Source organism: Pseudoclavibacter sp. VKM Ac-2867, from assembly GCF_015351275.1.
In the GTDB taxonomy this organism is placed as follows: domain Bacteria; phylum Actinomycetota; class Actinomycetes; order Actinomycetales; family Microbacteriaceae; genus Pseudoclavibacter.
This window is the reverse complement of sequence record NZ_JADKSL010000008.1, coordinates 142,721-155,294: the sequence shown is the minus strand read 5'-3', so window position 1 is coordinate 155,294 and position 12,574 is coordinate 142,721. Positions and strand designations below refer to the sequence as shown.

10 protein-coding genes are annotated in these 12,574 nt (G+C 69.2%); 4 read left to right on the top strand and 6 right to left on the bottom strand.

All coding sequences use genetic code 11. The annotated features are described in order from the left end of the window. Positions 1 to 10: 10 nt before the first annotated feature. Both ITJ67_RS10040 and ITJ67_RS10035 read right to left on the bottom strand, forming a co-directional pair. The gene (locus ITJ67_RS10040; protein ID WP_194677511.1) at positions 11 to 1,339 is read right to left on the bottom strand and encodes an enolase C-terminal domain-like protein; all 1,329 of its coding nucleotides are present in this window, start codon (positions 1,337 to 1,339) and stop codon (positions 11 to 13) included. Positions 1,340 to 1,500: 161 nt separating this feature from the next. Next, positions 1,501 to 2,400 carry a LysR family transcriptional regulator gene (locus tag ITJ67_RS10035; RefSeq protein ID WP_104240988.1) on the bottom strand — a complete coding sequence of 300 codons (900 nt, stop codon included), beginning with the start codon at positions 2,398 to 2,400 and terminating at the stop codon, positions 1,501 to 1,503. Between the two features lie 147 nt (positions 2,401 to 2,547). Between ITJ67_RS10035 and ITJ67_RS10030 the strand changes: the two genes are divergently transcribed. The 3 genes from ITJ67_RS10030 (at position 2,548) to ITJ67_RS10020 (ending at position 5,971) form a co-directional block, all read left to right on the top strand. Continuing rightward, positions 2,548 to 3,507: a 5-dehydro-4-deoxyglucarate dehydratase gene (locus tag ITJ67_RS10030; protein ID WP_104240987.1), complete on the top strand. Its 960-nt coding sequence runs from the start codon at positions 2,548 to 2,550 to the stop codon at positions 3,505 to 3,507. Positions 3,508 to 3,608: 101 nt separating this feature from the next. Continuing rightward, the gene (locus ITJ67_RS10025) at positions 3,609 to 4,955 is read left to right on the top strand and encodes an enolase C-terminal domain-like protein (RefSeq protein ID WP_160074415.1); all 1,347 of its coding nucleotides are present in this window, start codon (positions 3,609 to 3,611) and stop codon (positions 4,953 to 4,955) included. Positions 4,956 to 4,996: 41 nt separating this feature from the next. Continuing rightward, positions 4,997 to 5,971, top strand: a complete 975-nt coding sequence (locus ITJ67_RS10020; protein ID WP_194677510.1) for a 2-hydroxyacid dehydrogenase — start codon at positions 4,997 to 4,999, stop codon at positions 5,969 to 5,971. A gap of 762 nt (positions 5,972 to 6,733) precedes the next feature. Here the strand turns inward: ITJ67_RS10020 and ITJ67_RS10015 are convergent. The 4 genes from ITJ67_RS10015 to ITJ67_RS10000 all read right to left on the bottom strand — a co-directional run bounded on the left by ITJ67_RS10015 (position 6,734) and on the right by ITJ67_RS10000 (position 11,248). Further along, positions 6,734 to 7,462 (bottom strand): sulfite exporter TauE/SafE family protein, encoded by a 729-nt coding sequence (locus ITJ67_RS10015; protein WP_194677509.1) that lies wholly within the window; start codon positions 7,460 to 7,462, stop codon positions 6,734 to 6,736. Positions 7,463 to 7,532: 70 nt separating this feature from the next. After that, complete coding sequence (locus ITJ67_RS10010) at positions 7,533 to 8,573, bottom strand: ABC transporter permease (RefSeq protein ID WP_160075039.1); 1,041 nt, start codon at positions 8,571 to 8,573, stop codon at positions 7,533 to 7,535. Continuing rightward, positions 8,566 to 9,594 carry an ABC transporter permease gene (locus ITJ67_RS10005; protein ID WP_104240982.1) on the bottom strand — a complete coding sequence of 343 codons (1,029 nt, stop codon included), beginning with the start codon at positions 9,592 to 9,594 and terminating at the stop codon, positions 8,566 to 8,568. Before ITJ67_RS10005 ends, ITJ67_RS10010 begins: the two co-directional genes overlap by 8 nt. Before the next feature lie 34 nt (positions 9,595 to 9,628). After that, entirely contained in the window at positions 9,629 to 11,248 is a 1,620-nt protein-coding gene (locus ITJ67_RS10000; RefSeq protein WP_104331655.1) for an ABC transporter substrate-binding protein, read from the bottom strand. A gap of 276 nt (positions 11,249 to 11,524) precedes the next feature. On the opposite strand from ITJ67_RS10000, the gene ITJ67_RS09995 reads away from it, so the two are divergent. Beyond that, on the top strand, positions 11,525 to 12,550 hold the full coding sequence (locus ITJ67_RS09995) for a 2-hydroxyacid dehydrogenase (RefSeq protein ID WP_194677508.1): 1,026 nt from the start codon (positions 11,525 to 11,527) through the stop codon (positions 12,548 to 12,550). Positions 12,551 to 12,574: the final 24 nt, after the last annotated feature.

Sequence of the window (12,574 nt, the reverse complement as noted above, 5' to 3'; positions counted from 1 at the left end):
GCGTCGCCCGCTAGGAGCGGACGAGCGCCGGCCGCTTCGGGTGGAACGCCCACTCGGGCATGAAGGTCTTCATCGCGAACGCGTCGTCGCGCGCCGAGTTCTCGAGACTCAGGTAGAGCTCGTGCGCGCGGCGGACGGCATCGTCGTCGAGCGTGACCCCGAGGCCGGGGGTCGTCGGGACGCGGATGACGCCGTCCTCGATCTTCGGGGCTGCCGTCGTGAGCTCCTCCCCGTCCTGCCAGATCCAGTGCGTGTCGATCGCCGTCGGCGTTCCAGGGGCGGCGGCCGCGACATGCGTGAACATGGCGAGACTCACGTCGAAGTGGTTGTTGGAGTGGGAGCCCCACTTGAGGCCGAGCTCGTCGCAGAGCTGCGCGACGCGCACGGATCCGCTCATGGTCCAGAAATGCGGGTCGGCGAGCGGGATGTCGACGGCCTGCGAGCGGATGGCGTGGCCGAGCTCGCGCCAGTCGGTCGCGATCATGTTCGTGGCCGTCCGCATGCCCGTCGCACGGCGGAACTCGGCCATGACCTCACGGCCCGAGTATCCGCTCTCAGCGCCGACCGGATCCTCGGCGTAGGCGAGGACCCGCTTGAGGTCCGGGCCGAGGCGCAGGGCTTCCGCGAGCGGCCAGGAGCCGTTCGGGTCGAGCGTGATGCGTGCATCCGGGAACGCGGCGGCGAGGTCGGTGACGACCCCAGCCTCGACGGCCGGCTCGAGCACGCCACCCTTCAGCTTGAAGTCGCGGAACCCGTAGCGCTCCTGCGCTGCCGTCGCGAGCCGGACGACCCCGTCGCTGTCGAGCGCCGTCTCGCGCCGCACCCGACCCCACGCGTCGCTGTCGTCGTCACCGCGCAGGTAGTCGAGGCCAGTGGCGTCGGGGTCGCCGACGAAGAAGAGGTAGCCGAGCACGTCGACCGTCTCGCGCTGCCTGCCCTCGCCCAGGAGGGACGAGATGGGCAGGCCGAGCTGCTGGCCGAGGAGGTCGAGCAGCGCGCACTCCCAGGCGGTGACGACGTGCACGGTGGTGCGGAGGTCGAACGTCTGCGCGCCGCGTCCCGCGCTGTCCTGCCAGGCGAATTCCTCATTGATACTGCGGAGGATCGCCCGGTAGTCGGCGACTGGCCTGCCGACGATGAGCTCCGCCGAGGCCACGAGCGTGGAGCGGATGCTCTCACCGCCCGGCACTTCGCCGATGCCGACGCGCCCGTCGCTGTCCGTGAGCTTCACGAGGTTGCGCGTGAAGAGGGGCGCGTGGGCTCCGCTGAGATTCAGCAGCATGCTGTCGTGGCCCGCCACGGGGATCACGTCCCACTTCTCGACCGTCACCTGGTTCATAGCTCCGCCTCCATCGCCGCGCTGACTGGTCACGCGTGGCGTTGGCCACGGTGCCGTATTGCCACTCTAAAGAGCAGCATCCATTCGATCGAGGGCGAATTCGGCATGATCGGATGCGCCTTCGACATTGATCGCGAGAGCCCGACTCTCGAGTCGGCGCTTCACGCGTGGCGCTGCATCAGCTCGACGACCGCCTTCACGAGGGGGTTCTCGGAATCCTCGCGCCAAGCGATGTCGAGATGCACGCGGTTGTAGGGCTCAGAGCGGTCACCGTCGGCGACCGGCCGGCAGATGACCCCGTCCGGAGCGAGCTGCGTCGCCGACTCCGGGATGAGGGCCACGCCGATGCCGGCGTTCACGAGCGCAAGCAGCGCGGGGACCTGGCCGGCGTACTGCACGATGCGCGGGTGGCTCGAGGAGGCGACGAACATGCTGAGCAGCAGGTCGTGGAAGTAGCGCGCGCCGCCCGGCGAGTACATGAGCAGCGCCTCGTCGTTGAGGTCGCTCAGGAAGATGGGGCCACTGAACTCCGCGAGCCTCGAGCCCTTCGGGAGGGCCAGCACCAGACGCTCCGTCAGCACCGTCGTCGACTGCACGCCTGGCCGGTCGCGCATGGGACGCAGCAGGCCGATGTCGACCGTCCCACGCTCGAGCTCATCCATCTGGTCGACCGTCACCGACTCCTGCAGGATGAGCTGGAGGCCAGGCAGCTCCTCGGCCGCCGCCCGAAGCAGCTTGGGGAGCACGCTGTGCGCGGCGACCGCCGTGTAGCCCACCGTGAGCGTGCCCGTCGCCCCCTCGCCGACCGCGCGAACGTCGGCGGCCGCCTTCGCCGAGAGGTCGATGAGCTTCCGTGCACTCGGCAGCAGCGTGCGCCCCGCTTCCGTGAGCGCGACCCGGCGGCTCGTGCGCACGAACAGCTGCGTGTCGAGCTCGCGCTCGAGCTGCTGGATCTGGCGACTGATGGGCGGCTGCGTCATCCGGAGCCGCTCGGCGGCCGCCCCGAAGTGCAGTTCCTCGGCGACGGCGACGAAGCACTCAAGCTGGACCAGGGTAAACATCAATTCACTCCCAACATTGATTCATCCACACTTTAGTTTGTTTGCGCATCCATAAGACCATAGCGTCGCAGATAGCCGGGCAATCAACTCGGAACAGCCGCACCGTGCAACGACGCACCGCGGAGTCACGCAACTAAGGAGATCGACGTGCTCGACAGAATCCTCTTCTTCCCGGTCACCCCCTTCACGGCTGACGATGCCGTCGATGTCGCAGCCCTCGCGCAGCACCTCGAGCAGGGCCTCGCCCATGAGCCCGGCGGCATCTTCATCGCCTGCGGCACCGGCGAATTCCACGCCCTGAGCCTCGACGAGTACACGACCGTCGTCGACACCGCCGTGAAGACCACCAAGAAGGCGACCCCCGTCTTCGCGGGAGCCGGCGGCACGGTCGCCGACGCCAAGGCGCAGGTGCGCAGCGCGGAAGCCGTCGGCGCCGACGGCATCCTCCTCCTCCCGCCCTACCTCGTCGCAGGCCCGAGCGAGGGGCTCGTCGCCTACGTCGAGGAGGTCGCCGGGGCCACGACGCTCCCCGTCATCGTCTACCACCGCAGCACCGCCCGCTTCGACGAGCACAGCGCCGTCACCGTCTCGCGCATCTCGAACGTCATCGGCCTCAAGGACGGCGTCGGCGACATCGACCTCATGTCGCGCATCGTGCGCTCCGTCACCGACGACGCCCAGTCGCGCGGCGAGGACTTCCTCTTCTTCAACGGCCTCCCCACGGCCGAGATCGCGCAGGAGGCCTACAAGGCCATCGGCGTGCCCCTCTACTCTTCCGCGTCCTTCGCGTTCGCCCCCGACATCGCGCTCGCGTTCTACGACGCGGTCGAGTCGGGCGACAAGGAACGCCTCGCCGAGCTCAACCGCAGCTTCTACCACCCGCTCGTCCGCCTCCGGAACTCGGTTCCCGGGTACGCCGTCTCGCTCGTGAAGGAAGCCACCAAGCTGTCGGGCATCGACGCCGGCCACGTGCGCGCGCCCCTCATCGACGCCAAGCCGGAGCACGTCACCGAGCTGAAGCGACTCATCGACGACACGAGAGCACTCCTCGCGAAGCGCGCCGACTCCCCCACGGAGCAGGACCGCGTCGCAGCCACCGTCGCCTGACGCTGAGCTGAGGGCACCCGATTGTGCCCGTCAGGCACAATCGGGTGCGCCCATCCGAGACCACCGACCGCGACGTTCAACGACGAACCGAGGGAGACGACATGACCGCGTCGAGCACAACCACGCAGACCGCAGCCGCTTCAGCAGCAGACACCGGGCTCCCCCAGCCCTTCGATCGGAACCCCGGGAACGAGATCGCGAGCGTCACGATCACGCCGGTCGCCTTCAAGGACCCGCCACTGCTGAACACGGTCGGCGTCCACGAGCCGTACGCGCTGCGCGCGATCGTGCAGGTCAGGACACGAGCCGGGCTCATGGGGCTCGGCGAAACCTACGGGGATGCGCCCCACCTGCACCGCCTGTCCCTCGCCGCGGATGCCATCGTCGGCGTGAACGTGTTCGACACCAACCGGCTGCGCTTCCAGGTGGCCGCGGCCCTCGTCGCCGACACCTCGCAGGGCGGGCACGGCATGAGCGGCATGGTCACCGGGTCGAGCACCGCCGACCGCGTCCTCTCCCCCTTCGACGTCGCCGCCCTCGACCTGCAGGGCAAGATCCTCGGAGTGCCCGTCAGCTCGCTCCTCGGGGGCGCCCTCCGGCCGGAGATCGCCTTCAGCGGCTACTTGTTCTACAAGTGGGCCGGCCACCCCGGCGCGGGCGACGACGAGTTCGGCGAAGCCCTCACCCCCGAGGGCATCGTCGAGCAGGCACGCCAGCTGGTGGACGGCTACGGCTTCACGGCCCTCAAGCTCAAGGGCGGCGTCTTCGAACCCGACCAGGAGATCGCCGCGATCCTCGCCCTCGCCGACGCCTTCCCCGATCTCGGGCTCCGACTCGACCCGAACGCCGCCTGGAGCGTCGACACGTCACTGCGCGTCGCCAAGGCCCTCGAATCATCGCTCGAGTACCTCGAGGACCCGACGCCCGGCCTCGCCGGCATGGCCGAGGTTCGCCGCGGCACGACGCTGCCGCTCGCCACCAACATGTGCGTCGTGAGCTTCGCCGACGTGAAGCCCGCCGTCGAGCAGGGCTCGATCGACATCGTGCTCTCCGACCACCACTTCTGGGGTGGGCTCACCCGCTCGCGCACCCTCGGCGGGCTCGCCGAGTCGCTCGACTGGGGCCTGTCCATGCACTCCAACTCGCACCTCGGCATCAGCCTCGCCGCCATGGTGCACCTCGCCTCCGCGACCCCCTCGCTCAGCTACGCGTGCGACACCCACTGGCCGTGGAAGCAGGCAGACGAGGACGTCGTCACGCACGACCTCTCGTTCGTGAACGGCGCCGTCCGGGTGCCCACCGGCCCCGGCCTCGGCGTCGAGCTCGACGAGGACGGCCTCGCGAAGCTGCACGAGCAGTTCCTGGCGAGCGGCATCACGCAGCGCGACGACACCGGCTACATGCAGCGCTTCGAGCCCGGCTACACCGTCGCCAGCCCACGCTGGTAGCCGCGAGCCCCGCTGCCCCTTCGAGAGAGCCGGAGACCGCCATGCGCATCCTCGTGACCGACCCGATCATCGCCCGCTTCGCGGAGCTCCTCGCCCGCACCGAGCGGGAGCACGAATGGAGCTTCGCGGCCGAGCTCGGCCCCGCGGAGCTGGAGAACTCGCTCCGCGGGGCCGACATCGTCATCGCCTCCGTGCTCACCGCGCAGCAGGCGTCGTCGCTCCGACCCGACGCGCTCCTCCACGTCACAGGCGCGGGGGCCGACCGAGTGAGCGTCGACGCCCTGCCAAGTGGGGTGACGATCTGCAACACGGGCCATCACGGCGCGGCCATCGCCGAGCACGTCGTCATGACGGCGCTCATGCTGCGCAGGCGAGCCCTGCAGGCGGATGCGCAGATGCGCGCGGGCGAGTGGCGCACCATCGGCAACGACGCGAGCATCCCCTTCCACCCGATGCTGCGCGGCACCACCCTCGGGCTCCTCGGAGTCGGCGAGATCGGCACCGAGGTGGGTCGCCTCGCGCAGGCCCTCGGCATGCGCCTCATCGCGCTCCGGCAGCGGCCGGATGCTCCCCGTCCCGACGGGCTCGACCTCGCAGAGGTCCTCGGGCCAGACCGACTGCTCGACTTCGTCGCGGCGTCCGACGTGCTCGTCGTCTCCATCCCCCTCTCGGAGCGCACGCGGGGCACGATCGGCGCCGCCGAACTCGCCGCCGCCAAGCCCGAGCTGGTGCTCATCAACGTCGCGCGCGGCGGGGTCGTCGACGAAGACGCCCTCTTCGACGCGCTCGCCGAGGGACGCATCGCCGGCGCCGGCATCGACGTGTGGTGGGGAGCGCCGGACGCGGACGGCCACGCTCCCGCGTCGGTCGAGCGCTTCTCGCCCCTCGCCAACACGGTGCTCACGCCCCACTACTCGGGCCACGCCCGCCAGGTCTTCGAGCTGCGGGCCGCCGACATCGCGCGCAACATCGACCTGCGCGCGGCCGGCCTGCCCCTGGAGCGCGTCATCCGGTAGCTTCCCTCCCGGCCTGCCCCTGACTCTGCCCCTCCCCTGACTCTGCCCCTCCCCTGCCGCAGACTCGGGGCGGGGGCGGGCGCGTCCGCTCGGTCGCCCAGACCTGCGGATTGAGCATCCGCGCGCAACGCGGCACGTGCGCAACCCCCAGATCTGCACGCCGCGCCCCCGCGTCCCCACAAACCTGGGACATCAGCACCCACACCCAGCCCAACACGTGCGCAACCCCAAGGTCTGCACAGCGCGCCCCCGCGCCCCCACAAACCCGGGACATCAGCACCCACACCCAGCCCAACACGTGCGCAACCCCCAGATCTGCACAGCACGCCCCCGCGCCCCCAGAAACCTGGGACTTCAGCACCCACACCCGGCCCAACACGTGCGCAACCCCCAGGTCTGCACAGCGCGCCCCGCGCTTCCCCACAAACCCGGGACTTCGGCACCCACGCCCGACCCAACACATGCGCAACCCCCAGGCCTGCACAGCACGCCCCCGCGCCCCCACAAACCTGGGACTTCAGCACCCACACCCGGCCCAACACATGCGCAACCCCCAGGTCTGCACAGCGCGCCCGGCGCTTCCCCACAAACCCGGGACTTCGGCACCCACGCCCGGCCCAACACGTGCGCAACCCCCAGATCTGCACAGCACGCCCGGCGCCCCTACAGACCTGGGGGTTCGACGTCAACGGCTGCCCGGCAGGATGCGCGAACCCCAGGTCTGCGCTGCAAGGGAGCAGACACAGAAGCAGGCGCGAGCGCTCAGGCGAGCAGCTGCACGAGCTGCGTCACCACGAGGAGCGCGCAGCCGAGGAGGGATGCGCCGAGCGCGAGCCGCTTCGTGCGCGTCTTGTCGAGATGCGGCGTGATGAATCTGCTCGCGACGAAGCCGAGCAGCACGACGGGGATCATCCACACGACGACGAGCCACGTCTGCGGTGCGACCGCACCGAAGGCGAGCAGCAGGCCGAACGAGATGATCGACCCGACGAGCAGGAACGCCGACAGCGTGCCCCGCAGGCGAGCCGAGTCCGAGCCCTGCCAGATGATGGCCATGGGCGCCCCGCCGATGGAGGTGGTGGTGCCCATGACGCCGGATGCGGCACCCGCCACGATCTGCGACCACCTGGTGACCTTCGGGGCCCATCCGCGCAGCGAGAACACGACGCCGGTGACGACGGTCGCGACCACTACCCACGAGAGCACGGCGGGTGCCATGACCGTGACGAGCAGTGCCCCCGCGACGCTCCCGGGAACGCGGCCGACGAGGGCCCAGCCCGCACCCCGCAGGTCGAGCGAGTCCTTCTCGGCGACCGTCACGATCGAGGTGAGGAGGATCGACATGATGATGACGGTCGCCGGCAGGAGGGCCGGGTCGATGAGTGCGATGAACGGTGCCGCGAGCATCCCCATGCCGAAGCCGATGCCGGCCTGCAGGCAGGAGGCGGCGAGGAAGATGACGACAAGCGCAACCCACTCGGCCGGAGTCATCGTGCGACTCCGGCCGAGTGGGTGACCGCGGCGCCAACCGCAGGCTCGGATTGCAGATCCTGGATGAGGTTCACACCTCGCCGGCGGGCTCGCGCGTGGGGAGCGCCGGGCGGAGCTTCACCTTGGTGGCCTTCTGCATGAGGCGCCACTTCTGGTTCGGGTCGGTCGCGATGCGCAGCCAGGAGGCGAGCACGTTCGCGGCGACGGCCGTGATGACGATCGCGAGGCCGGGGAGCACCGAGAGCCACCACGCCTGCTGCAGGTACTGGCGTCCCTGCGCCACCATGAGGCCCCAGCTGACGTCTGGTGACTGCACGCCGATGCCGAGGAAGCTCAGCGACGACTCCGCGAGCATGACGTAGCAGAACTCGAGCGTCGCGAGCGTGACGAGGGTCGGCACGACGTTCGGCACGATGTGGCGGAAGATGATGCTCCGCGGCTTGGTCCCGAAGTTGGTCGCCGCATCCACGAACATGCGCGACCGCAGTTCAGCGGCCTCGGCCCTCGCGGTACGCAGGTAGATCGGGATGCGGGTCAGCGCGAGCACCGCCACGATGTTCGCGAGGCTCGGGTTGAAGACGTACAGGATGACGACGGCGAGCAGCAGCGACGGGAAGCTCATGATGATGTCGGCGATGCGCATCGACACCGACTCGCGCCAGCCCCGGAAGTAGCCGGCCCAGACGCCCCAGATGGAGCCGATGATGAGCGCCACGAGCACGGCGGGAACCGCGACGCCGAGCGTCGTCCCCGTCGCGATGACGAGGCGCGCCAGCATGCTGCGGCCGAGCGAGTCGCTGCCGAGGATGAACGCCCAACCGTTGTCGAGGCTGAACGGGGCCAGGTTGATCGCCGTGAGGTCCTGCTTCGACGCGAGCTCGCCCACCATGAGCGGGCCGAAGACCGCCACGACGGCCACGACGGCGAGGACGGCGGCCGCAACCGTCGCGACCTTGTCCTTGAGCAGCAGCGTGAACATGGAGGGCCGCTCCGCGACATTCCGCTCGCGCTTCTCCTTCTGCAGGAGCACGTTTGTCGTCGCGGGCGGCTGCTGCGGTGCAGCTCCCGTGCTCGGGCCACCCGAGACCGGTGTGTTCTGGGGGTCAGACATGCGCCTTGCCCTTCTCTGCGTTGCTGCCGGAGGTGCGAGCGGCAGCGCCGGCCGCATCCCGCTTGTCGTCCTTGTTCGTCGGGCGGATGCGCGACTGCTTCGCGGCGGGCCTGACCCGTGGGTCGAGGAGCGCGTAGCCGAGGTCGATGAGGATGTTGAGGATGAAGATCGACAGTGCCGTGATGAGCACGGCGGCCTGCAGCACGGCGAAGTCGCGTTGCAGGATCGAGTCGATCATGAGCTTCCCGATGCCGGGCCAGCCGAAGATCGTCTCGACGACGACCGCGCCGTTGATGAGGCCGACGGTGAGGTCACCCGCCACCGTCAGGGCGGGGGCCGCCGCGTTGCGGAGCGCATGCTTGAACACGACCCGGAGCTGGCCTGCGCCCTTGCTGCGGGCCACCTTGATGAACGGCTGCCCGAGCACGCTCACCATGGAGCCGCGGACGATCTGCGTGAGCACCCCGACGGGCCTCAGCATGAGCGTGGCTATGGGGAGGATCCAGGAGAGCCCGCCGCTGTCGACGCCCGAGGTGGGCAGCCAGCCGAGCGTGATCGCGAAGATCCAGATGCCCATGATGGCCAGCCAGAAGTCCGGAACGCTGGCGGCGGCCATCGAGAAGAAGCTCGCGATGCGGTCGGCGACGCCGTTGGGCTTGAGCGCCGCCCAGCTGCCGATGATGACGGCGAGGACCACGGTGAGGAGCATCGTGACGCCGGCCAGCTGCAGTGTGGCCGGGAAGGCCCGCAGCACCATTGCTGCTGCGGGCTCTCCCGTTCGGAGGGACTCGCCGAAGTCGAAGCGCAGCACCCCGGAGAAGTAGTTGACGATCTGCATCCACAGCGGCTGGTCGAGCCCGTTGCGGACCGCGAAGTCCTCTTTCATCTGCTCCGTCGCGTTGAGCGGCAGGTACAGGCTCGCCGGGTTTCCGGTGAGGCGAGCCAGGATGAACACGCCGAGGACGACGGCCACGAGCGGCAGCAGGCTGGAGACGATTCTGGTTCTGAGATAAGTCCACATGAGCGGCTGCTTTCTCCGGGGTGGCGGGCGGCCGTCAGGCCGCTGGCTTCACCTCGGCGATGCGCAGCTCGTCGCCGCTCGCCGAGTTCGGCTCGTAGGTGATGCCAGACGCGATGCCGAGGAGGCCGGTCTGGTGCGCGATGTGCGCGAACTGCACGATCTCCTCGTTCTGGTCGGCGAAGATCTGCTCGTAGGCCGTCTGTCGCTCGTCGCCGGAGGTCTTCGCCGCATCGTCGAGCTTCTGGTCGAACTCGGGGGTGCCGAACGTCGACTGGGCTCCCGTGGAGCTCATGTACTGGTCGACCGTGAACTGGGCGTCACCGGCCTGGTTGCCGTGCTGCACGAGCAACGCGATGGGGCCCTCGTTCGTGACGAACGGACGCAGCTGGTACTGGAGGTGCTGCGTCGTGTCGACCATGCGGAGCTCGACGTTCAGGCCCGCCTGGGTGAGCTGCTCCTGCAGGACCTGCGAGAGCTCGTTGACCTTCGGGAACTGCGCCGTCCGCGTCACGAGGGTGATCTTCGTGTCCACTGGGACGCCGTCAGCCTTGGCCTCGGCGACGAGCGCCTTCGCCTTGTCGAGGTCGAACGCCCACGGCTCGAGCGAGTCGTTGTGTCCGACGACACCTTCGGGGATCAGCTGCGAGGCGACGACGTCGCCGTTCGGGTAGAGGGAGGAGATGATGCCCTCCTTGTCGACGGCGAAGTTGATGGCCTGACGGACGCGGATGTCATCCAGCGGCGCGATGTCGCCCGAGAAGCGGAGCGCGATCGTCTCGTTGTTCGGGTAGCTGACGCCGTTCTCGCCGATGCCGTCATCCGGGCTGAGGCCCATCGCGATGTCGGCTTCGCCACCCGTGATCATGGCGGCACGGACCGTGCCCTCGCCGCGCCACTGGTAGTCGACCTGCGGGTAGGCGGGGGCGTCGCCCCAGTAGCCGTCGTAGGCGTTCAGCGTGAGCTTCGTTCCCACGTCCCACTGCCCGATCTGGTACGGGCCGGTGCCGATGGGCTCGCGCACCTTGTCGGTGGTGCTCGTCGTGGTCGGGACGATCTCGATGAAGGACAGCTTCAGGGGGAGGATGGGGTCGGCCTCTGGCGTCGTGACCGTGAGCGTCGTCGCGTCGACCGCGTTCACCTCGAGGTCGGTCTCGCCGAAGACGTAGCCCTCGACGTTGCAGCCGAGGTCGCTGTTCACGGCGCGGTCGATCGAGAAGGCGGCCGCCTCTGCGTCGAAGGGCGTGCCGTCCTGGAAGGTGACGTCGTCACGCAGTGTGAAGGTCCACTCGGTGTCGCTCGTCTGCTCCCATTCGGTCGCGAGCAGCGGGTCGAGGTCGCCCGTCGTGGGGTTGCGCTCGATGAGCGGCTCCGTGATGTTGGAGCGCACGACGACGCCCGTCGAGGTGAGGTTCGCCTCGCAGGGCTCGAGCGTCGGCGGCTCCTGCTGGAGGACGACCCGGAGCGCGCCGGCTGCTCCACCGCCAGTGCCGCCCGCGGCGCCGTCCGAGTTGGCGACGGCGCAGCTCGTGAGGAGCAGCGCGGCGGCTCCAACGGCGACGGCCTTGGTGACGGATGCGATGGGACGGCGCGTGCGTGACGGCCGGTGAGCTGGGGATCGCCCGATCGTCGGGGACGGTTCGTGTGAAGAAGACATCGTTGTTCCTCCGGTGTTGTGAACTCGAGAGCCTTGCCCTGAGTCAGTGGTTCTCCTCGTTGAGACGCCTTCAGCTTGTGTCCGCCGATTCGGCGGCGTCAACACAGCTGAGCGAGGGAGCCGCGGGGGACGGCGGGAGGCGCGGGGCCGGACTCAACACTAGCGACCCGCGTTCCCTTGTGATTACTGGCAACACGCACATCAATGCTCCGAGTGAATCAATCTATGCAAAGTGCATCTTGGACCAGCATCGGTCGTGCGTCCTACGATCCAGACATGGAAACCCCTCTCGCGTCGACCCCAGCCACCGCTCCCAACGGCTCGCCGGACACCACGCCCGTACCTCCCTCGCCCGGCACTGCGGCCACCGTGCTGCGCGTCGGACCGCTCATGCCGCAGCTGGAGAAGGAGCTCATCGCCGAGTTCGACGCTCCGCTCATCTCGGCCGTCGCCGACGAGCTGACACCGGAGCGCGAGCGGGAGCTCACGCAGGTGCGCGTCGTCGTCACGGGCGGACGATTCGGCGTGTCCGCGGCGCTCATGGACCGTCTCCCCGCCCTCGAGGCGATCGTGAATTTCGGGGTCGGCTACGACACGACCGACACCGCCGCAGCCCGTGAGCGCGGCATCGCGCTCAGCAACACCCCCGATGTCCTGAACGACTGCGTCGCCGACACCGCCCTCTCGCTCCTGCTCGACGTGTACCGGGGCATCAGCGCCTCGGACCGCTACGTTCGAGCCGGGTCCTGGACGTCGGGCAACTTCCCGCTCACGACCAGATTCACGGGAACCAGAGTCGGCATCGTCGGCCTCGGCCGAATCGGCTCAGCCATCGCGCAGCGTCTGCAGGGCTTCGACTGCCGCATCAGCTACCACAACCGCCGCGAGATCCCTGGCTCCCCGTTCCCGTACGTCGACTCGCTCGTCGAGCTCGCACGCCGTAGCGACGCCCTGGTCGTGGCCGCCGCGGGAGGCGCGGACTCGCAGAAGCTCATCTCCGCAGAAGTCCTCGAGGCGCTCGGCCCGGACGGGGTGCTCGTGAACATCTCCCGGGGGTCCGTCGTCGACGAGGACGCGCTTGTGGCCGCCCTGACGACCGGCACGATCCGCGGAGCCGGCCTCGACGTGTTCGCCGACGAGCCGAACGTGCCAGAGGACCTCCTCGACCTCGACAACGTCGTCCTGCTCCCCCACCTCGGCAGCGGGACCGTCGAGACCCGAGCGGACATGCGTCAGCTCGTCCTCGACAACCTCGCATCCTGGCTCGAGAACGGCACCCTGCTCACCCCTGTAAAGCTCTGAGCAGCTCAGCGCGGCACTGAGCGT

What these genes read in the sequence shown, in the direction of transcription:
- ITJ67_RS10005 (WP_104240982.1), bottom strand. Translation starts at nt 9,594, where the DNA reads ATGTGGACTTATCTCAGAACCAGAATCGTCTCCAGCCTGCTGCCGCTC.
- ITJ67_RS10020 (WP_194677510.1), top strand. Translation starts at nt 4,997, where the DNA reads ATGCGCATCCTCGTGACCGACCCGATCATCGCCCGCTTCGCGGAGCTC.
- ITJ67_RS10010 (WP_160075039.1), bottom strand. Translation starts at nt 8,573, where the DNA reads ATGTCTGACCCCCAGAACACACCGGTCTCGGGTGGCCCGAGCACGGGA.
- ITJ67_RS10040 (WP_194677511.1), bottom strand. Translation starts at nt 1,339, where the DNA reads ATGAACCAGGTGACGGTCGAGAAGTGGGACGTGATCCCCGTGGCGGGC.
- ITJ67_RS10035 (WP_104240988.1), bottom strand. Translation starts at nt 2,400, where the DNA reads ATGTTTACCCTGGTCCAGCTTGAGTGCTTCGTCGCCGTCGCCGAGGAA.
- ITJ67_RS10000 (WP_104331655.1), bottom strand. Translation starts at nt 11,248, where the DNA reads ATGTCTTCTTCACACGAACCGTCCCCGACGATCGGGCGATCCCCAGCT.
- ITJ67_RS10015 (WP_194677509.1), bottom strand. Translation starts at nt 7,462, where the DNA reads ATGACTCCGGCCGAGTGGGTTGCGCTTGTCGTCATCTTCCTCGCCGCC.
- ITJ67_RS10025 (WP_160074415.1), top strand. Translation starts at nt 3,609, where the DNA reads ATGACCGCGTCGAGCACAACCACGCAGACCGCAGCCGCTTCAGCAGCA.
- ITJ67_RS09995 (WP_194677508.1), top strand. Translation starts at nt 11,525, where the DNA reads ATGGAAACCCCTCTCGCGTCGACCCCAGCCACCGCTCCCAACGGCTCG.